This window comes from Vibrio astriarenae (assembly GCF_010587385.1).
Lineage (GTDB): Bacteria > Pseudomonadota > Gammaproteobacteria > Enterobacterales > Vibrionaceae > Vibrio > Vibrio astriarenae.
On sequence record NZ_CP047475.1, the window covers coordinates 313,447 to 332,990 of the forward strand.

General features: G+C 47.5%; 18 protein-coding genes. 12 read left to right on the forward strand and 6 right to left on the reverse strand.

The window, feature by feature from the left end; genetic code table 11:
- The first annotated feature begins 154 nt into the window (after nucleotides 1-154).
- From GT360_RS01485 to GT360_RS01530, 10 genes are all read left to right on the forward strand, one after another.
- Nucleotides 155-658 carry a CpxP family protein gene (locus GT360_RS01485; RefSeq protein ID WP_164649540.1) on the forward strand — a complete coding sequence of 168 codons (504 nt, stop codon included), beginning with the start codon at nucleotides 155-157 and terminating at the stop codon, nucleotides 656-658.
- A 129-nt stretch (nucleotides 659-787) separates the two neighbouring features.
- Nucleotides 788-1,696: a CDF family cation-efflux transporter FieF gene (gene fieF, locus GT360_RS01490; RefSeq protein ID WP_164649541.1), complete on the forward strand. Its 909-nt coding sequence runs from the start codon at nucleotides 788-790 to the stop codon at nucleotides 1,694-1,696.
- 277 nt (nucleotides 1,697-1,973) lie between these two features.
- On the forward strand, nucleotides 1,974-2,936 hold the full coding sequence (pfkA, locus tag GT360_RS01495; RefSeq protein WP_164647191.1) for a 6-phosphofructokinase: 963 nt from the start codon (nucleotides 1,974-1,976) through the stop codon (nucleotides 2,934-2,936).
- A 258-nt stretch (nucleotides 2,937-3,194) separates the two neighbouring features.
- Nucleotides 3,195-4,046, forward strand: a complete 852-nt coding sequence (locus GT360_RS01500) for a type 2 periplasmic-binding domain-containing protein (protein WP_164647192.1) — start codon at nucleotides 3,195-3,197, stop codon at nucleotides 4,044-4,046.
- 2 nt (nucleotides 4,047-4,048) lie between these two features.
- On the forward strand, nucleotides 4,049-5,524 hold the full coding sequence (locus GT360_RS01505; RefSeq protein ID WP_164647193.1) for a methyl-accepting chemotaxis protein: 1,476 nt from the start codon (nucleotides 4,049-4,051) through the stop codon (nucleotides 5,522-5,524).
- A 150-nt stretch (nucleotides 5,525-5,674) separates the two neighbouring features.
- A complete protein-coding gene (locus GT360_RS01510; protein ID WP_164647194.1) occupies nucleotides 5,675-6,250 on the forward strand; it encodes an aminodeoxychorismate/anthranilate synthase component II in 576 nt (191 codons plus the stop codon).
- A 532-nt stretch (nucleotides 6,251-6,782) separates the two neighbouring features.
- Nucleotides 6,783-7,997, forward strand: a complete 1,215-nt coding sequence (locus tag GT360_RS01515; protein ID WP_164647195.1) for an aspartate aminotransferase family protein — start codon at nucleotides 6,783-6,785, stop codon at nucleotides 7,995-7,997.
- Nucleotides 7,998-8,073: 76 nt separating this feature from the next.
- A complete protein-coding gene (gene astA / locus GT360_RS01520; RefSeq protein ID WP_164647196.1) occupies nucleotides 8,074-9,093 on the forward strand; it encodes an arginine N-succinyltransferase in 1,020 nt (339 codons plus the stop codon).
- Nucleotides 9,094-9,107: 14 nt separating this feature from the next.
- Nucleotides 9,108-10,565, forward strand: a complete 1,458-nt coding sequence (astD, locus tag GT360_RS01525; protein WP_164647197.1) for a succinylglutamate-semialdehyde dehydrogenase — start codon at nucleotides 9,108-9,110, stop codon at nucleotides 10,563-10,565.
- A 74-nt stretch (nucleotides 10,566-10,639) separates the two neighbouring features.
- Nucleotides 10,640-11,443 (forward strand): DUF1338 domain-containing protein, encoded by an 804-nt coding sequence (locus GT360_RS01530; protein ID WP_164647198.1) that lies wholly within the window; start codon nucleotides 10,640-10,642, stop codon nucleotides 11,441-11,443.
- A 92-nt stretch (nucleotides 11,444-11,535) separates the two neighbouring features.
- On the opposite strand, the gene crp is transcribed toward GT360_RS01530, so the two are convergent.
- The 6 genes from crp to GT360_RS01560 form a co-directional block, all read right to left on the reverse strand.
- Nucleotides 11,536-12,168, reverse strand: a complete 633-nt coding sequence (gene crp, locus GT360_RS01535; RefSeq protein ID WP_004410522.1) for a cAMP-activated global transcriptional regulator CRP — start codon at nucleotides 12,166-12,168, stop codon at nucleotides 11,536-11,538.
- 239 nt (nucleotides 12,169-12,407) lie between these two features.
- Nucleotides 12,408-13,277 (reverse strand): phosphoribulokinase, encoded by an 870-nt coding sequence (locus tag GT360_RS01540; RefSeq protein WP_164647199.1) that lies wholly within the window; start codon nucleotides 13,275-13,277, stop codon nucleotides 12,408-12,410.
- Between the two features lie 81 nt (nucleotides 13,278-13,358).
- Nucleotides 13,359-13,568: a YheU family protein gene (locus GT360_RS01545; RefSeq protein WP_164647200.1), complete on the reverse strand. Its 210-nt coding sequence runs from the start codon at nucleotides 13,566-13,568 to the stop codon at nucleotides 13,359-13,361.
- Between the two features lie 41 nt (nucleotides 13,569-13,609).
- Entirely contained in the window at nucleotides 13,610-14,587 is a 978-nt protein-coding gene (locus GT360_RS01550) for a hydrolase (RefSeq protein ID WP_164647201.1), read from the reverse strand.
- Between the two features lie 29 nt (nucleotides 14,588-14,616).
- Nucleotides 14,617-15,093, reverse strand: coding sequence for a TIGR02444 family protein (locus GT360_RS01555; RefSeq protein ID WP_164647202.1), 477 nt, complete (start codon nucleotides 15,091-15,093; stop codon nucleotides 14,617-14,619).
- The gene (locus GT360_RS01560; protein WP_164647203.1) at nucleotides 15,090-17,012 is read right to left on the reverse strand and encodes an ABC transporter ATP-binding protein; all 1,923 of its coding nucleotides are present in this window, start codon (nucleotides 17,010-17,012) and stop codon (nucleotides 15,090-15,092) included. The genes GT360_RS01555 and GT360_RS01560 overlap by 4 nt, the downstream gene beginning before the upstream one ends.
- Nucleotides 17,013-17,133: 121 nt before the next feature.
- Between GT360_RS01560 and kefG the strand changes: the two genes are divergently transcribed.
- On the forward strand, nucleotides 17,134-17,748 hold the full coding sequence (kefG, locus tag GT360_RS01565) for a glutathione-regulated potassium-efflux system ancillary protein KefG (RefSeq protein WP_164649542.1): 615 nt from the start codon (nucleotides 17,134-17,136) through the stop codon (nucleotides 17,746-17,748).
- Nucleotides 17,738-19,543, forward strand: coding sequence for a glutathione-regulated potassium-efflux system protein KefB (kefB, locus tag GT360_RS01570; protein ID WP_164647204.1), 1,806 nt, complete (start codon nucleotides 17,738-17,740; stop codon nucleotides 19,541-19,543). The genes kefG and kefB overlap by 11 nt, the downstream gene beginning before the upstream one ends.
- Nucleotide 19,544: the final 1 nt, after the last annotated feature.

A 19,544-nucleotide genomic window follows, 5' to 3' on the forward strand; every position in this document is an offset into this window, starting at 1 on the left:
TACTTAGTTTACTGATAAACACGCTAACGTGTTGAGAGCTTTACGCTCTATTTACTTTTCTTTACGTTCGCTAAACGTTGCTTTACTTAGCAGGGGCTAATCTTAACTCAAGCGCCAAGGGGCGATAACTGAACAACAGAATGAGGACACAATGATGAAAAAAGTAAATAAATGGTTGGTAGCTGCAGCTGTTCTTCCTTTATCTCTAAGCGCAGCGAGCGCGTGGGCTTTTGGCGGCCCAAATGGTGGACACGGTGGTAAGTGTGGTGGTGATAGAGCGGTGCTAAAACAGCTTGACCTGACTGAAGAGCAACAGGCTCAGCTAAAAGAACTTCGAGAAGCGAACAAAGCACAGCGTGAAGAGCGTAAAGCCAATCGTGACGTGAACCAAGCAGAGCGCGATGCGCACAAAGCACAAATGAAAGCCTTGATGCTTAGCGATAGCTTTGATCAAGCAGCAGCGCAAGAGCTTGCTTCAACTATGGTTGAAAAGCAGACTCAACGCCGCGTTGCGATGATGGAGAAAAAGCATGAGATGTTGCAAATCTTGACACCTGAGCAGCGCGAGCAGTTCATTGACGCGCAAGAAGAGCGTATGCAAGAGTGCAAGGCGAAAATGGATAAGAAGAAACAACGCAAAGCTAAATCTAACGGCTAACTGCTCAATGTGATCGAAAGCTTGTTTGAATGACCGATTTAACTGCGTTAAATCGGTCATTTTTTTAATAACAAGACATCACTTTAGGGGTATAATCTTTCGTCAGGATACTTAACTCTGTTATGGATGATGAAAAAAGAGTACGCCCGCCTGGTGACTATGGCGGCTTATGCAGCAACTGCGGTTGCGACTTTTCTACTGATTATCAAGGTAATCGTCTGGTGGATGACAGGCTCTGTCAGTTTACTAGCCTCGGTTATCGACTCTCTACTCGATATCGCCGCTTCCCTTGTCAATCTATTGGTGGTTCGCTACGCGCTGCAACCCGCAGACAAAGAGCACACTTTTGGCCACGGCAAGGCAGAGTCTCTCGCCGCACTGGCGCAAGCGATGTTTATTTCTGGCTCCGCATGTTTCTTGATACTGACTGGTATCGATCGTCTCTTTAGGCCCCATGAGCTTGACTCTCCTCAGCTCGGCGTTTACGTCAGCCTGTTTGCTATGATCATCACCCTTGGTTTGGTGCGCTTCCAGCAATATGTTGTCAAGGAAACAGGCAGCCAGGCGATCGCAGCAGACTCTTTACACTATCAGTCCGATCTCTATATGAATGCCGCGATCATGCTGGCGCTAGGATTAAGCTGGTTTGGCTTTACCCAAGCCGATGCGATTTTTGCTATCGGTATTGGTGCTTTTATCTTATTTAGCGCATTCAAAATGGTGCGCGAGGCGATTCAGACCTTGCTGGATCATAAATTGCCGGATAGTGAGATTGAACAGATCCACGCAACCTGTCGTTTAGAGGAGGGAGTGCTTGGCGTACACCAAGTTCGCACGCGCTTGTCTGGGCCAACACGTTTTATTCAGCTTCACCTTGAGTTAGAAGACACCATGCCGCTTATTCAGGCACATGAAATTTCCGATCGAGTGGAAGAGAGACTGCTTGAGTTATTCCCCGAATCAGACATTATCATTCACCAAGATCCCTACTCGGTGGTGCTGAGTTCTGAACGAGAACAGAAAGCCAAGGGGTGGTAGAAACAAGGATGAGGTGTTTTATTACAAACATCTCTATACTGTGTGGAGAAAAATTCACGATTCTGATGTGAATCAACGAACTCAATGATGAGTTCAGTAATAATTTTACCAACAAAATTATAATGCTGGGTGCAACTGTATTTCGAACTAGTATTCACAGTGCAACCGAGTAACATAGATATCATTACGTAAAGGATAACGTAATCGCTGAGGCCGAGGATTGTACTTAGCGAATACATAATAAATTAAATTAGATTCCCAAAAGTCGAGGGTGAGCATGATTAAGAAGATCGGTGTTTTGACAAGTGGCGGTGACGCACCAGGTATGAACGCTGCAGTTCGCGGCGTGGTTCGTACGGCACTTACTAAAGGTTTAGAGGTATACGGCGTTTACGACGGTTACCTAGGCCTATATGAAAACCGAATCAAAAAACTGGACCGCTCTAGCGTTTCAGATGTAATTAACAAAGGCGGTACTTTCCTAGGTTCAGCGCGTTTCCCTGAATTTAAAGAAGTAGAAGTTCGTCAAAAAGCGATTGAGAACCTGAAAGAGCACGGTATTGACGCACTGGTTGTTGTTGGTGGTGACGGCTCTTACATGGGTGCGAAGAAACTAACGGAAATGGGTTACCCATGTATTGGTCTACCAGGCACTATCGATAACGATATCGCCGGTACCGACTACACGATCGGTTACCTAACGGCACTGAACACGGTGATTGATAACATCGACCGTCTGCGTGATACGTCTTCATCGCACCAACGCATCTCAATCGTTGAGATCATGGGTCGTCACTGCGGTGATCTTACTCTGATGTCTGCGATTGCAGGTGGTTGTGAGTACATCATTACTCCAGAAACCGGCCTAGACAAAGAGAAGCTGATCAACAACATCCAAGATGGCATTAAGAAAGGTAAGAAGCATGCAATCATTGCACTTACTGAGCTAATGATGGATGCAAACGAGCTAGCGAAAGAGATCGAATTGGCAACAGGTCGTGAGACTCGTGCAACGGTGCTTGGCCACATCCAACGTGGTGGTCGTCCGACGGCATTCGATCGCGTTCTTGCTTCTCGCATGGGTAACTATGCAGTTCACCTATTGCTTGAGGGCGAAGGTGGTCGTTGTGTTGGTATCCAAAAAGAGCAGCTTGTGCACCACGATATCATCGATTGTATCGAGAACATGCAAAACCCACCGCGTGATGATCTGTTCCAAGTGGCAGAAGAGCTATTCTAAAGCGGTGAGCTTTTGAGATGAAAACGCAGACTTCGGTCTGCGTTTTTTTTTGCGCCCTGTTTTGTCGTTATACAACTAAAGGCGCATGGTTTAGAGAACGAATAGGAGTCGTTGTTCTTTATCTGTGGAGGCATTGGCAAAGGAATGTTTTTAATTAAAAGCATTTGTCGAAATTATATTAAATATTTGTTTAAGTTCTGCATTCCGTTGCCGATACGGTAAAAAGTTACACTTTATTGTTTATCGGGGGGAGACAAGATGAACAAAATAATAGGCTTGCTGTTGCTGTCATTGGCAGTATCAATACAAGCCGAGCCATTGCTTGTTCCGGGAAAGCCGGGAGAAGATAAGTTGATGCAATCCGTATTTGAAGAAATTGTTCAACGTAGCGATCGTTTTGACAGTTTGAGTCATTACTATGGTAATGCGGGTGACCCAAATACCACTAAGATGATAGAGGATTTGGATAGTGGTCACTTACATATCACCTATGTGGCGACGTCACTTGATAACGAAAGCAAAATGAGTCCGATTTACTTTCCAATTTATCGTGGCTTGCTAGGTATGCGGTTAGGTCTTGTTCGTTCTGATAAAACCAATACTTTTGCTGGCGTGACACGCATCAATCAGCTTAAGTCATTGACCGCTTGTCAGGGACGTGCTTGGCCTGATACGGATATCCTCGAAGCGAATGGCATCAAAACCGCACAAAGCCTCAAATACCCAAACATGTTTCCTATGTTAGAAGGTGGCCGTTGCGATTACTTCCCTAGAGGGGTCTTTGAACCATTTACCGAAGTTGTTGCACAGAAAGAGTACAACCTAGCGGTGGATGAGTATGTGATGCTGCGTTACACAATGCCGTTCTTCTTCTTTACGGCAAAGAGCAACCCAGAACTCGCTACCCATATCCAGGATATTCTGTACGAAATGTTTGAAGATGGCACGTATGAACGTTTGTTCTTCAATGACAACGAAGTCGCTCAGGCTCTGCGCCTGGCTAAGCTGCAAGATCGCACCATTTTCGATTTAGACAATCCCAATGTTTCACCTGCAACACGAAATATCCCAAACCAGTTTTGGTATGACCCACTGAAAGGGGCACAGTAACTATGAAATCTATTACCGCAAAAACATTAACTTTTCTTACTCTCTTGCTTGCCTTAGTTGGTGTGTTGGTCTCTGTTGTTCTTTACTCAGTCAACAGTGGTAACCTAAAACAAGAATTTGAACTAGAGAAAGCCAACCTAAGCCAGCAAATTGGCGTTATTTTGCAAGAGCCGGTCTACGTCTATGACCGTGCAGTGATTCAATCCATTATAGATTCGTTCAAGGGCAATCAAATGGTGGCTTCAATGGAAGTGGTTGACCATCGTAACCGTGAGTTAGCGCGCACAGCGACGAAACAGACGGCGAGCGAAAGCCTATCTATCCCACTGAGTTGGGAAGGTGAGTCAATTGGTGAAGTGAAAGTCGGTATCTCAGATGGTTTGATTTCTGAGACACTAGAGCGCTCTATGTGGCAAACGATTTTGACCATGATCGTCACCATTTCTTTGGTGGGGATAGCTTCGGTTGTCGTTCTGCAGCGCCTAGTTTTACAACCACTACAACGCGTAAACAACGTATTGGGTGACATCGCTTCAGGTGGCGGTGATCTTACTTCACGTATCCCCGTTGATCGTGAAGATGAGATTGGTCAGCTATCAACACGTTTTAATGCGTTTATTGAGACGATTCAGGCCATTATTCAAGATATGAGTGTGGCGTCTAACTCCCTTGATGCGGCTTCTTCAGAAGTGACAGCAATGATGGAACGCAGTCGCACTGCCAACCGTCAGCAAATGGATCTAACAGGCAGCTCAGCGACCAATATTTCTCATTTAGACTTGGCAACGCAAGAGATTGCTAAGAGTACCGAATCTACCGTGAGCAAAGCGAATGGGGCATGTGATGTTGCAGAGCAGAGTCGCCGAGCGATTGAGGATAACATCGGAAATATCGGCTTATTGGTGCGCAACCTAGAGCAGACGGCGGAAGAAGTGTCTGCACTAAAGCAAACCAGTGACAACATCGGTAGTGTGTTGGATGTGATCAAAGGCATTGCAGAACAAACGAACCTATTAGCGCTTAACGCTGCGATTGAGGCTGCACGTGCAGGTGAAAGTGGCCGAGGCTTTGCTGTGGTTGCGGATGAGGTGCGTGCACTTGCAAGTAAGACGCATGACTCTACCACAGAGATAGAAAGCATCATTGAAGAGCTACAACAGCGTGCAGATGCCTCTTTTAATGTGACTCAGTCGAGCAAAGGCATGGTTGACCAAACGATGGAGCAAGCACAGCAGACGGGTGTTGCCCTAGAGCAAATCGCGACTGAAATGACCGGCATCAACGATATGGTGATCATGATTTCAAGTGCTTGTGAAGAGCAATCAAACGTGACTCAGCTAGTGAGTAATGATATGTCTGCGCTTAAGCAGGGCGCTGAGCAGTTAGAGCAAGACAGTGGTCATGCGGAAGAAGTCGTTGGTCAGTTGGTGGCGGTAGGTCGTCAGTTGTCTGGGCAAATTGAACGTTTTAAATACTGATTTTAGTCATTCCTAAGTGTAAGCCGGAGTACATCGACTCCGGCTTTTTCGTTTTTGAGTTAAGTACCAGTAGGATAATTTACTTGCCTTTCACTTCAGAGATAGGACAATACCGCTGGTTAATCATCTGCACATTTATCTTGGCATATCATGTTACTCATTATCGACAACTACGACTCTTTCACCTTCAACTTATATCAGTACTTTTGTGAGTTGGGTGCACAGGTTAAAGTGGTGCGAAATGATGAGATTTCCATCGCTGAGATTGAGGCGCTAGCGCCCACGCATCTGGTCATTTCTCCAGGGCCATGCACGCCAAATGAGGCGGGTATCTCGCTTGAAGCGATTAAGCACTTTAGCGGTAAGTTGCCGATTTTAGGTGTGTGCCTTGGACATCAAGCCATCGCTCAAGCGTTCGGTGGTGAAGTGATTCGAGCAAAGCAGGTGATGCATGGTAAAACCTCTCCGATCACTCACACCAATCAAAGTGTGTTTGCTGGTTTAAATAACCCGCTGACAGTCACTCGCTACCACTCACTGGTTGTCAAAGCCGACTCGTTGCCTAACTGTTTTGATGTCACTGCTTGGACGCTCAATGAGCAGGGTGAGTTTGACGAAATCATGGGTTATCAGCACAAGACCTTACCCATTCATGCGGTGCAGTTTCATCCAGAGTCAATTAAAACTGAGCAAGGTCATGCATTACTTGCGAATTTCTTGCAGTGAAAGTTGTGATTTATATCACTAATATTGACAAATCATAGGCTCAAATTCCCCCCTTTCGGCGCTGCAAGTCTATGCGCCTTGCAAATAGTCCCCCCTTCGTTACCAAGCGTTCCTAGTAGAAAAGCAGGTTTAGTGAGTTGCATAGAAATTCGCCATCTCTTTTCCAGTCGCGAAAGTGCATCACTTTTCTTAACCCATGGTCGCAGCTTTTATTCACAAATAATGTTTATGTATTAGTCGATGACAGTATTTGCATATTAACGCTATCCGAATAATAATGCAGGTAATAGTGAATATTTATGTTTAATTATTGAATTTATAGTAACCTGCAATAACTAAAACAGAATTATCCTCTATTGAAAAGGTTAATTAAATGTAAATACAATGCGGCATGTGTCGAAATGCAAAACATAATTCCCCAAGGTGGTATTGAACTAACACACTTGATTGCGACTATGATTAAAGTGAGGGTTCAAACGGGGTGGTTTGCTACGCAAGCGAATGCGCATGCGGTTTCTAAAAGGAATGTGCAATGACAGTGGAAAAAAGCGTACAACGCAAAGATTTTGATCAAGTAATGGTGCCTTGTTATAACCCGATGGAGATGATTCCAGTGAGAGGGGTAGGGGCACGAGTATGGGATCAGCAGGGCAATGAATACATCGACTTTGCTGGTGGTATCGCCGTAAGTTGCTTGGGGCATTGTCACCCCGTAATGGTAAAGGCACTGCAAGATCAGGGCAGTAAAATTTGGCATTTAAGTAATGTCATGACCAACGAGCCGGCGCTTCGTCTGGCGAGTAAACTGACCAAAGTGAGCTTTGCGGATAAAGTCTTCTTCGCTAACTCTGGCGCAGAGGCCAATGAAGCAGCCCTTAAACTCGCTCGTCGTTATGCGGCCGATGTGTATGGCGAAGAGAAGTCCGAGATTATTGCCTTTAAACAAGGCTTCCATGGTCGTACCTTCTTTACGGTCACTGTGGGTGGGCAAGCCTCCTACTCTGACGGATTTGGTCCAAAGCCGGGCGATGTGACTCACCTGCCTTACAACGACATTGATGCGCTACAGGCTCATATCTCAGATCGTACTTGTGCAGTAATGATGGAACCACTGCAAGGCGAGGGCGGGATTATTCCTCCGACGCCAGAGTTTGTTCAAGCGGTTCGAGAATTGTGTGATAAACATAATGCGCTACTTATCTTTGATGAAGTGCAAACGGGTAATGGTCGTACGGGTGATTTTTATGCGTACCAAGGATTAGGCATTACGCCGGATATTCTTAGCACTGCTAAATCACTGGGTGGCGGTTTCCCAATTGGTGCCATGCTCACCACTGAGAAGCTGGCAGAGCACATGAAAGTGGGTACCCACGGTTCAACCTATGGCGGTAACCCATTGGCGTGTGCAGTCGCAGAAGCCGTGGTAGATGTTGTCAGTGACCCACAGGTGCTTGCTGGCGTTAAAGAGCGCGAGGCATGGTTCCGTGAAGGCTTAGAAGCGCTTAACAATAAATACCATCTCTTCTCTGAAATCCGTGGCAAAGGCCTATTGCTTGGCGCGGCATTGAATGCAGATTGGCAAGGGCGCGCACGCGATGTATTAGTCGCGGCTGGCCAACAAGGCTTGATGGTATTGGTCGCTGGTGCGAATGTCGTGCGTTTCACACCATCACTGGTTATTACAAAAGAAGAAGTCGACGCAGGATTAGCTCGACTTGATAAAGCTTTGGAGAGTTTGGTCTCCTAAAAATATCGCTTGTTCTGAGTGCGATGTGTTCTCATCGCACTCCTAAAGCGTTCAACAGCATCAGGAGGGAGTAACGATGCTTGTAGTTCGTCCAATCAGTATGTCTGATTATGAGGCCCTGCACACTTGTGCCGTTGAGTCGGGTCATGGTTTCACGTCACTACCCGTTAACGAAGAGTTGCTGACGAATCGTATCACCCACTCGGAATACTCATTTGGTAAAGAGAGTGTGACGGAGCCGGGTGATGAAGGGTATCTCATGGTGGGCTTTGATAGTGAAACTGGAGAGGTGGCAGGTTGTACCGGGATAGAAGCCTCGATAGGGTGGGATGTCCCTTTCTATTCCTATCATATCAGCACCGTTGTCCACTCTTCACCTAAGCTCGGCGTCAATAATGTCGTTAAGCTTCTGACATTTGGAAACAACTACACTGGCTGCTCAGAGATCTGTACGCTGTTTTTGCGCCCTAGTTTTCGCCAAGGCCTTAATGGCCGCTTGATGTCGAAGTGTCGTTTTTTGATGATGGCGGAGCACCCAGAACGTTTTTCAAAGACGATCTTCGCAGAGATGCGTGGTGTTTCTGATGATGACGGTAACTCTCCGTTTTGGAAATGGCTACAAGAGCACTTCTTCTCGATTGAATTTACGCTTGCCGACTATCTGACGGGTATTGGTAAGAAGGGCTTTATTGCCGATTTAATGCCGAAGTTACCTATCTATATCAATCTGTTGAGTAAAGAAGCACAAGCGGTGATTGGCAAAGTGCATGAAAACACCAAGCCCGCACTGCGATTACTGGAGAAAGAGGGCTTCACCTGTCGTAACTATGTCGATATTTTCGATGCGGGTCCAACGGTTGAATGTGATTTGCAGCATATTGAAACGGTTCGTCACTCTTTCCGTGCCAAAGTGCATGTGGCTGAACACTCAAGCTCAAAGGATTTCTTAATTGCCAATACCTCGTTTGAAAACTTCAGAGCCACTGCTGCTAAGGCGGCTTATGATCAAGAGGAATGCTCAGTCATTTTAGCCCCTAATGTTGCCCAAGCACTACAAGTGCAAGAGGGTGATTACGTCAGAATGCACGCGCAGTAATAAGGAGTACGGCAATGACACATTGGATAGCAGGTGAATGGATTGCAGGTCAAGGCGATGCAATGCAATCGGCGAGCCCTTATGATGGCGAGGTGATTTGGCAAGGGGATAGTGCCACACCAGCACAAGTAGAATCCGCGGTCACAGCCGCTCGCACGGCTTTTTTATCATGGAAGACATTGACTTTCTCACAGCGCGAAGCTGTGGTGCTGGCTTTTGCTAACAAACTAAAAGAGCGTGCAGAGCAGATAGCGGAAGTGATCGCTCAAGAGACGGGTAAACCACTTTGGGAAACACGCACTGAAGCTGCTGCTATGGCGGGTAAGGTGGCGATTTCTATCCGAGCTTACCACGAGCGTACAGGTGAGCAACAACGTGAGGCAAATGGCAATCAGATCGTTTTGCGTCATCGACCGTTGGGTGTTATGGCGGTATTCGGGCCTTACAACTTCCCGGGGCACTTACCTAATGGCCATATTGTACCTTCGCTGCTTGCTGGTAATACCGTTGTGTTCAAGCCCTCAGATCTCACTCCGCTAACGGGCGAATTTGTCATGCGATTGTGGCAAGAAGCTGGGTTGCCAGCAGGTGTGATTAACCTAGTACAGGGCGGTAAAGAGACGGGGGTAGCCTTGGCACAAGCGAAAGGGATTGATGGTTTACTCTTTACTGGCAGTGCGAATACTGGCCACATTCTACATCGTCAGTTTGCTGGTCAACCTGATAAGATGCTGGCGCTTGAAATGGGGGGGAATAACCCTATGGTTATTTCGCAGCACTACGGCGAGCTGGATGCTGCTGTGTATACCATTTTGCAGTCGGCCTTCATAAGTGCAGGCCAACGTTGTACATGTGCACGTCGCCTTTATGTTCCAGAAGGCGCTTCAGGGGATGCACTGCTTGATAAGCTGATAAGTGCCACTCAGGCGATAGCGATTGACGAGCCATTTGCTGAGCCAGCGCCATTTATGGGGCCACAGATTTCAGTGCAAGCTGCAGAGCATATCCTCGCAGCACAAGAGAGTTTGCTGTCACTGGGTGCTAAGTCACTGCTAGCAGCGAAATCGCTTGGTCATGCCTTTGTTACTCCCGCGATTCTTGATGTCACAGCTATCGATGACCTACCTGATGAAGAGTATTTCGGCCCGATACTGCAGGTGATTCGTTATCAAACTCTAGAGCAAGCGGTCGAGCTTGCCAACGATACTCGATACGGCTTATCGGCAGGTCTTATCTCAACCGATGAGGGGGAATGGGCATATTTTGTAGAGCACATTCGTGCGGGCATTGTTAACCGTAATCGTCAATTGACGGGGGCGAGTGGTGATGCACCATTTGGTGGGCCTGGTGCTTCCGGCAACCTGCGTCCAAGCGCCTATTATGCCGCAGACTACTGCGCGTATCCTATGGCTTCAATGGAGGGCAGTGAGCCTCTTTTACCCGCGACATTGAGTCCTGGCCTAACACTATAAATAACCAAACCGTCACACGCTGAGGGCAGTCAGTCGGCTGCCCAACCTTTCACCCTTCGATACAAGGAGAGAGTATGACCCCCGCTTTCACTGTCGAGCAGTTATTTGCCGAGCTTTGGCAAGACTACATCACTCGCCTTTGTCCTTCAGCGCAGCAAGTTCATCAACTGCTTGAAGAAGAGACGCCGCTGATCAATGATCATATTGCTTTGCGAACCTTTAATATCGCCCCTTTAGGGATAGAAACCCTAGCGAAGCCCTTTCTTGCTCTAGGCTATAAAGAAGGGGGAGACTACGTATTTGAGAGCAAAAAGTTGCTGGCCAAGCATTATGAACACACTGATCCCGCACTCCCTAAAGTGTTTATTAGTGAGCTAAAAGTGGAAGAGTGTTCCACTCAGTTGCAAGCCATCGTTGCACGTTTGGTGGCGCAATTAGACGCCAATCAGTTACTTAGCCCAGCGTTTCTTTTTGCCGGTCGATTATGGAGCCTTTCACATCAAGATTATCTTGAGCTTGCGAAAGAGAGTGAGTACGCCTCTTGGTTTGCCGCTCATGGCTATGGTGCCAACCACTTTACGGTCAGCGTCAATCAGCTCAATGCGTTTGAAGAGGTGGTTGAGGTTAATAATCAACTCAGAGAATCTGGCTTTGTTATCAATGAATCTGGTGGTGAGGTAAAAGGAACACCCGAAGTGCTGCTAGAGCAGTCATCAACGATGGCGGATAGAGTCCGTGTCGCCTTTACTGATGGTGAGTTTGAGATCCCCGGGGGCTTTTATGAGTTTGCCAAGCGCTACCCGACAGCGAGTGGAGAGCTTTATTCTGGTTTTGTGGCGGCCTCAGCCGATAAAATCTTTGAGAGTACGAATAGCTAGGTTAGTGAAGTTGTGTCGCACAGATAAAAAAAAACACCAAGCCGAGGCTTGGTGTTTTTATTGATACTTTGCTGTTCGCAATTCGATGAGAATTAACGAGTACCGTAGACCACGATAGTTTTACCGTGTGCAGAAATTAGGTTCTGCTCTTCTAGCATCTTCAGGATACGACCAACGGTTTCACGTGAACAACCTACAATCTGACCGATCTCTTGACGAGTGATCTTGATTTGCATGCCGTCTGGGTGAGTCATTGCGTCAGGCTGTTTTGCTAGGTTTAGTAGCGTCTGAGCGATACGACCAGTTACGTCTAGGAATGCTAAGTCACCCACTTTTTGGCTAGTCACTTGTAGGCGGCTTGCCATCTGCGCTGAAAGGCGCATTAGGATATCTGGGTTAACTTGGATAAGTTGACGGAACTTCTTAAATGAAATCTCAGCTACTTCACATGGCGATTTTGCACGTACCCAAGCAGTACGCTCTTGGTCTTCTTCGAAAAGACCGAGTTCACCAATGAAGTCACCTTGGTTAAGGTAAGAAAGGATCATTTCCTTACCTTCTTCGTCTTTAATAAGTACTGCTACAGAGCCTTTGACGATGTAGTACAAAGTCTCAGCTTTTTCACCTGCGTGAATTAGCGTGCTCTTTGATGGGTACTTATGAATATGACAGTGTGAAAGAAACCACTCTAACGTTGGATCGGTTTGAGGTTTACCTAGAACCATAAATATATCTTCCTCTGCAGGGTACGCTTGCTGCTTTCCTTATTGCGCTAAGCGCTTTAACTAGGCCTAGTAGCATAAGTGCTGAAGACACATGCTGCAAGCTATCTCGTAATTCAGACAAGATAGTAACGTGTTTCTTGTGCGATTTCTTGATTTTAACGGGGTAATACGACCGAAATTTACTCAGATTCTGTGCACCTGATCACGTACTGACAAGGTTCTCTGGTTATCGGTCGCAGTTAACCTATTTTCCCGGTTTCTATTAGCTGTTGTAGGATGGGTCTGACGATCAATTCCATCGCAAAACTCATCTTGCCTCCGGGTACAACAAGTGTGTTGTGACGCGACATAAATGAGCCATCAATCATGGCGAGCAGGTAAGGGAAATCGACGTTTTTTATCCCACGTAAACGAATCACCACAAAACTTTCATCCAGACTTGGAATGCCCTTCGCATTGAGCGGGTTTGACGTGTCGACGGTTGGGACACGCTGAAAGTTGATGTGAGTACGAGAGAACTGTGGGGTGATGTAGTTAAGATAATCGTCCATCGAGCGCACGATAGAGTCCATCACCGCCTCTCGCGAGTGGCCTCTATCTCGGGTATCACGCACAAACTTCTGGATCCACTCCAGGTTAACAATCGGCACCATGCCGATCAGAAAGTCGACGTGTTTAGAGACATTCACGTCACCATCGACGACTCCCCCATGTAACCCCTCGTAAAACAAAACATCAGTATCATCAGGGAGCTGCTGCCAAGGAGTGAACGTGCCGGGCATCTGGTTGTACGGTACCGCCTCATCAAAAGAGTGCAGGTAGCGACGCACCTCACCTTGCCCCTCCTCGCCATAGCGAGCAAAGAACTGTTCCAGCGCTTTAAAGTCGTTGGCTTGTGGCCCGAAGTAACTGATGTGTTTGCCTTGCTCACGCGCTTTGCGAATCTCTACGTCCATCTCAGGGCGAGTAAAACGGTGGAAGCTATCGCCTTCCACCCACGCGGGCTTGACGTCCATCATATTGAACATCTTTCTAAAGGCTTCTGACGTTGTGGTGGTTCCTGCACCAGAGGAGCCGGTCACCGCGATAATCGGATGCTTGGCTGACATGACGTACCTGTCTATTTAATAGTTATGATTTTTAAGAAAATTAACCTTAGCGCACCAAAGTCCAAATGGCGAGGTCAGGGATTAGAATTTTCGAGTTTGGATATCGATTGTTTCATGCAGTTCAGAAAAGACGATAACCGCGTCGCCCGCTTCAATTTGTTTGCGAACTTGCTCGATTTTCTCGGTTAAAGAAACCTCATACTCACCGTAATCCGTCCCTTCACGAAGAATGAACTCTTTAATCAGGTTATCGAGAGTATCTGACTCAATTTCTTGCCATGGGATGATCATCAATACTTCTCCACTTCATGATCAAACTGTATTGACAGCTATTATGCCGATTTTGACAGACATTCGTAATAGGCTGGTAGCGCTTCTTCAAGCCAGAATGTCGGTTTTAGCAAGCTGCCACTGAGAAAGCCGACATGACCACCATGCTCAAACAGGCGATAGTCGATATTGTCTGGCAGGATAAATTTTGGGATCACATCTTCGGTCATAAAGGGATCATCCTTGGCGTGAATGATCAACGTTGGTGTGGTGATCTCTTTGAGGTGATTGATCCCGGAACATTGCTGATAATAGTCTTGAGCGTCTTTGAATCCATGCAGAGGCGCAGTGATCAAGTCATCAAACTCCTGCAGGCGAGTCACTCGCTTAATGTTCTGGTAAGTGATCTTTAACTCGCCTTTGATCAAGTGGTGCTTGCGCATTGCATTACGCTTAAGGGAGCCTAAAAGATAATTTCGGTAGAGCTTAGAGAAGCCTTGTTCGATTCGATTTGAGCAGGCGGCGAGATCAAGGGGAGCAGAAATAATACTTGCCGCGTCAATCAAAGACTCGTCCTGGTATTTGGCAAGATAGTTAGCCAGCATGTTACCACCAAGCGAGATGCCTACCGCAACAAGCTTATTATCGGGGAATTGAGTGCGTAGGTGCTTGAGAAAAAAGCGCGCATCGTCAGTTTCACCAGAGTGGTAAGCGCGAGCCTGTAGGTTGGGTTTACCGCTACAGCCGCGAAAATGCATCATCACCGACAGCCATCCATCATCAGCAAAGGCTTTCATTAGGCCGTTTGCGTAGGGGCTATAAAAACACCCTTCGAGGCCATGAAACAGCACAAACAGCGGTTTATTTTTCACCTCATTTGAGTGAGGGTCTTCGCTCCAAGCGAGGTCAAGAAAATCACCGTCTGGTGTGTCTAAGGTTTGCCATTGCGGCTCGAATAAGGCTTTCTTTCGAATCATTCGAGGGAATAGCGTTTGAGCGTGAGGGTTCTTGAGACCCGTTGCGGCGATAAATTGTGGCATATACTACAGTCCTTGCTTCTATCGGTTGCTCAGTTGAGCAACACATCCACTGGCTTAGCAAAGGCCGCTTGTAAATGATCGGCACCGAGTAGGTGGCAGTACATCTGGGTTAGGCTGTGTTCATCTCTCGACTTTAAAGAGAGGTGATTGATACAGTCTACAAGGTCGGCTTGCTGTTGTTTTTCTAGTTGTAATTCAAACTGTAGGGCTTCTCTGTACAGTGTATCGCTAACGGCGATTTTGAGCTTTCTACGTAGCTCTCGATAGTGATGGAGCAGTGCCTCGGTGCGACCAAGGGACTGCTCGACTCGATGCCAATCTTTCTCTTGAATCGAAAAGTGATGTTCATCGAGCCATTTCAGTAATATGAGAAGATTCACATTACCGTGATACTGGTTCTGCAGGGTTAGGCAGGCATCTTTCACTTCTCGGCTTGAGTAGTACTCAAGGCTAAATTGCCACAGTTGCTCCATGGTGAGAAGTTGATGTGCCTGCTGATTGGTCATACTGCGTTGAATTCCTGTTCCATCTGCTCAAGCGTCTCTTGCTGCTCCATCCATTCCATCTCGATCTCTTCAAGTTGAGATTTTGCGCTGGCCTGATCAGCAAGTACTTGGTTAAGTTTAGCTTTGTTTTCCGCTTCATACAGGCTGTTGTCTAATAATTGTTGTTCAGCTTGTGCGACAGCGGTGCCTAACTTATCCATTTTCTCCTCGAGTTTTGTCAAGGTTTTGCGAATAGGTGCCGTCTGTTTACGGAATTCTGCTTCACGACGCTTCTGCTCCTTCTTCGCGGCAGCACTTTGGCTGCTGTCTTTGGCGGGTTGAGCCGATTGCGCCTCTTTTTTCTCTATTTTTTGCTGTTCCGTCAGCCATTTATAATAATCCGTCAGATCGCCATTAAAGGGGGCCACTTGCTTATCGTGCACCAGATATAAGTCATCCGTGGTCGCACGTAGCAGGTAACGATCGTGGCTGACAATCACCATTGCACCCTCGAAGGTTTGCAATGCAAGCGTTAGCGCCTGACGCATATCGAGATCAAGGTGGTTGGTGGGTTCATCGAGTAGCAGTAGGTTTGGCTTTTGCCATACGATCAGAGCCAATACGAGGCGCGCTTTTTCGCCGCCGGAAAACGGCGCCACTTTGTCCAGCGCTTTGTCTCCTTGGAAGCCAAAGCTACCAAGGTAATCACGCAGTTGTTGCTCGGTGTGATTAGGGGCGATCTGCATCATATGCTGCAGTGGCGTCTCTTCCGGGTGTAGAGTTTCGAGTTGATGCTGGGCGAAGTAACCAATTTTCACCCCTTGCGAGTAAGTCAGCTCACCACCTTGTGGCTTAAGCTCTCCAGAAAGGAGCTTAATAAGCGTTGATTTACCTGCGCCGTTACGACCCAGCAGACCGATACGGCTTCCCGGTACTAGGTTAAGTCTGATCTTTTCAAGGATCAGATTGTCATCGTAACCCGCCGCGACTTCGTCCATCATCATAATTGGGTTAGGTAGCGCTGCAGGTTCACGAAACTCGAAACTGAATGGGTTATCAAACTGTGCGGGTAGCACTTTTTCAAGTTTCTCCAATGCTTTGATACGACTCTGTGCTTGGCGAGCTTTTGAGGCTTTGTAGCGGAAGCGATCGATATAGCTTTGCATGTGCGCCATCTGTTTCTGCTGCTTCTGGAACATCGCTTGTTGCAGAACGAGCTTCTGCGCACGCTGATCTTCAAACGAAGAGTAGTTACCCGTGTACTCGTTAAGCTTTTCATTCTCGATGTGAATGATGCGTGTCACGATAGGGTCGAGGAAATCACGGTCGTGCGAGATCAGTACAAGTGTGCCAGGATAGCTTTGTAGCCAGCGCTCGAGCCACATCACAGCGTCAAGGTCCAAGTGGTTGGTTGGCTCATCGAGCAAGAGTAAGTCAGAGCGACACAGCAGCGCTTGCGCCAAGTTAAGACGCATACGCCAACCACCAGAGAACTGGGTTAGGTTCCACAGCATCTGGTCTTGGCTAAAACCAAGACCGTCGAGTAGCTCTGCTGCGCGGGCGCGAATCGTGTAGCCACCAATCGTTTCTATTTGCCCGTGTAAGTCTGCGACAAGTGTACCGTTGTCCGCTTGCTCTGCTTCGGCAAGGCGTTTTTCTAATAGACGATATTCGCGATCACCATCGATAACATATTCAATAGCACTGCGATCGAGTGCCGGCGTTTCCTGCGCAACCCATGCTAACTCCCAGTGCTTAGGCTGTACAAAGTTGCCAGCATCGATAGAAAGTTCATCTTTCATTAAGGCAAAGAGGGTCGACTTACCACAGCCGTTTTTGCCAACCAGGCCTATTTTATCTCCCGGGTGGATAGTGGCAGATGCTTGGTCTAGAAGTGGTTTTCCACCACGGAGTAGTTGAATATCAGTAAAGGTGATCATGGCGTTTTCGTTCTTAATGGCAACCAGAATACAGACTGCCTGGATGGGCAGGAGAAAAGTCGATTCTATCTCAAATTCGGGTATGATGAGAGCGATAAAGGAAAAAGAAGCAGGGCAAGGAATGACCCACCAGAGTAAAGATCTCAGTCTATCGTCTCAACAAGATTCAAATACACCCCAGTCACCGCTGAGGGTGCTTGTCATTTATGCCCATCCAGAATCTGATCAATCTATTGCTAATCAGGCCGCAATAGAGGCGATTCAAGATCTAGAACACGTCACGATTCACGATCTCTATGCCGTCTATCCAGATTTTTTCATCGACGTTAAAGCCGAACATCAGTTGGTGTCTACGCATGACGTGATTGTGTTTCAGCACCCTCTCTATATGTATTCTTGTCCAGCACTCATGAAGGAGTGGCTGGATCGCGTGCTGGGTAAAGGATTTGCCTTTGGCGGAGATTGTGCCTTGAAAGGCAAAGTGTGGCGCAATGTGATTACCACTGGTGGTAAAGAGGAGGCGTTTGGTGTCAAAGGTTACAACAAGTACCCGCTAGAACAGATCCTCCAACCCTTTGAGCTGGTGGCCGCTCTTTGTTTGATGGAGTGGATCGATCCTCTGGTTTTATATTGGTCGCATAATGTTTCAGACCAAGAGCGGTATGCCCATGGGCAAGCCTACCGACAGTGGCTAGTTGATGTCAGTCAATGGGCGGGAGGTCAGCATGGCGCTTGAGAGTGAATTTTTAACAAGTAGCGTTGTGTTTTTGTCGGCTGCCGTGGTTATGGTGCCGCTCGCACAGCGCTTAGGGTTAGGCTCGGTTCTTGGTTATCTCTTAGCGGGGGGCATGATCGGTCCATGGGGACTTGGGCTGATCAGTGACGTTGACGCTATTTTGCACTTCTCAGAGTTTGGTGTGGTGCTGCTGCTGTTCTTGATTGGTCTTGAGCTTAATCCCAAGAAGCTGTGGCAGATGCGCGGTCCTATTGTTGGATTAGGGGGAGCCCAAGTGGGTGTCACCTCTGCGGTGATTGCGATGATTGGTCTGGCTTGCGGTTTAAGTTGGCAAACGAGCCTAGCCATTGGTATGGGATTGGCACTGTCTTCTACCGCGATTGCGCTGCGAGTGATAGAAGAGCAAGAGCTGACAGCAAAAGAGGCTGGGCAATCAGGCTTTGCCGTACTGCTATTTCAAGATATTGCGGTGATCCCTATGTTGGCTCTGCTGCCACTGTTGGCAGGCAATACATCAGGTAACTGGCTGGACGCATTGTGGGTGTTCGCAAGCGTGGTAGCCCTGGTTGTCGGCGGTCATTTTCTCCTGCGCCCCTTGTTTCGTTATGTGGTTTTAAGTGGTGTAAAAGAGCTCTTTACCGTTGCCGCTCTTTTAGTCGTCGTTGGTATCGCGCTCACCATGCAAAAGCTTGGGCTTTCGATGGCGCTTGGCACCTTCTTGGCGGGGGTGCTGCTGGCAGAAAGTGAGTACCGTCATGAGCTAGAGATAGCCATCGATCCTTTTAAGGGGCTGCTACTCGGTCTGTTCTTCATTGCAGTGGGCATGGCTGTGAATCTCGGGTTACTGTTTGAGATGCCACTGCAAGTGCTGTTGGCGGTGGCAGTGTTGGTTTGCGCGAAGGCGCTGATTACTTATTGGCTTGCACGTCTATCGGGTGTGAGCTCAAAAGCTCGCAGTAAAATGGCCGTGATCCTCAGTCAAGGTGGTGAGTTCGCATTTGTTATTTTCACTGCGGCGAGTGTGCAAGGGTTATTGGATGCTAATTTGATGGCATTTTTGCTATTGGTGGTCAGTATCTCAATGGTAACGACACCGTTAGCGTTAATGGCTCAAAGTTATTGGTATGCGCGTCGACTGAACGCCAACAGTGAAGAGCAGGAAGCGCCTGGTGTCATTAATAAGCAGCCGCGCGTCATCATCGCTGGCTTTGGTCGATTTGGCCAAGTGGTCGGTCGTTTGATGTACGCAAACAAAATTAAGATAACGGTATTGGAGAGTGATGCCAGCCAAATCCAGCTTTTGCGGCGTTTTGGTTATAAAGTATTTTACGGTGATGCGACTCAGCTTGATTTGTTGCGCGCAGCTGGAGCTGAAACGGCAGAAGCCATGATCGTCTGTACCGACTCGCCAGATGAAATCTTACAGGTTGTGGAGCTGTGCAAACATCATTTCCCTAATCTAAAAATCATGGCTCGTGCCCGCAGTCGTGTTGAAGCTTATCAATTGCTCAACGCTGGCGTGACTGGCTATTCACGAGAGACCTTCCATAGTGCTCTGGATTTAGGTAGACAGACGCTGATAGAGCTTGGGATGCACCCTTATCAAGCCAAGCGCGCTGAGGCTCACTTTCGGAAGCTCGATAACGCCATGCTCAAAGAATTACTCCCCCAGCATAACGATGAGCAGCAACTTGCGCTAAGAGCCAAAGAGGCTCGTAAAGAGCTAGAAGAGATATTTGGTCGTGAGATGGATGATGACAAACACTCGCGCCATTATTGGAAAAGTGAAGAGTAGA

Coding starts and splice junctions, on each gene's coding strand:
- GT360_RS01485 (WP_164649540.1), top strand. CDS start 155: ATGAAAAAAGTAAATAAATGGTTGGTAGCTGCAGCTGTTCTTCCTTTA.
- GT360_RS01550 (WP_164647201.1), bottom strand. CDS start 14,587: ATGCCACAATTTATCGCCGCAACGGGTCTCAAGAACCCTCACGCTCAA.
- GT360_RS01510 (WP_164647194.1), top strand. CDS start 5,675: ATGTTACTCATTATCGACAACTACGACTCTTTCACCTTCAACTTATAT.
- kefG (WP_164649542.1), top strand. CDS start 17,134: ATGACCCACCAGAGTAAAGATCTCAGTCTATCGTCTCAACAAGATTCA.
- GT360_RS01555 (WP_164647202.1), bottom strand. CDS start 15,093: ATGACCAATCAGCAGGCACATCAACTTCTCACCATGGAGCAACTGTGG.
- GT360_RS01500 (WP_164647192.1), top strand. CDS start 3,195: ATGAACAAAATAATAGGCTTGCTGTTGCTGTCATTGGCAGTATCAATA.
- GT360_RS01545 (WP_164647200.1), bottom strand. CDS start 13,568: ATGATCATCCCATGGCAAGAAATTGAGTCAGATACTCTCGATAACCTG.
- kefB (WP_164647204.1), top strand. CDS start 17,738: ATGGCGCTTGAGAGTGAATTTTTAACAAGTAGCGTTGTGTTTTTGTCG.
- crp (WP_004410522.1), bottom strand. CDS start 12,168: ATGGTTCTAGGTAAACCTCAAACCGATCCAACGTTAGAGTGGTTTCTT.
- GT360_RS01560 (WP_164647203.1), bottom strand. CDS start 17,012: ATGATCACCTTTACTGATATTCAACTACTCCGTGGTGGAAAACCACTT.
- GT360_RS01505 (WP_164647193.1), top strand. CDS start 4,049: ATGAAATCTATTACCGCAAAAACATTAACTTTTCTTACTCTCTTGCTT.
- astD (WP_164647197.1), top strand. CDS start 9,108: ATGACACATTGGATAGCAGGTGAATGGATTGCAGGTCAAGGCGATGCA.
- GT360_RS01540 (WP_164647199.1), bottom strand. CDS start 13,277: ATGTCAGCCAAGCATCCGATTATCGCGGTGACCGGCTCCTCTGGTGCA.
- GT360_RS01530 (WP_164647198.1), top strand. CDS start 10,640: ATGACCCCCGCTTTCACTGTCGAGCAGTTATTTGCCGAGCTTTGGCAA.
- fieF (WP_164649541.1), top strand. CDS start 788: ATGAAAAAAGAGTACGCCCGCCTGGTGACTATGGCGGCTTATGCAGCA.
- astA (WP_164647196.1), top strand. CDS start 8,074: ATGCTTGTAGTTCGTCCAATCAGTATGTCTGATTATGAGGCCCTGCAC.
- GT360_RS01515 (WP_164647195.1), top strand. CDS start 6,783: ATGACAGTGGAAAAAAGCGTACAACGCAAAGATTTTGATCAAGTAATG.
- pfkA (WP_164647191.1), top strand. CDS start 1,974: ATGATTAAGAAGATCGGTGTTTTGACAAGTGGCGGTGACGCACCAGGT.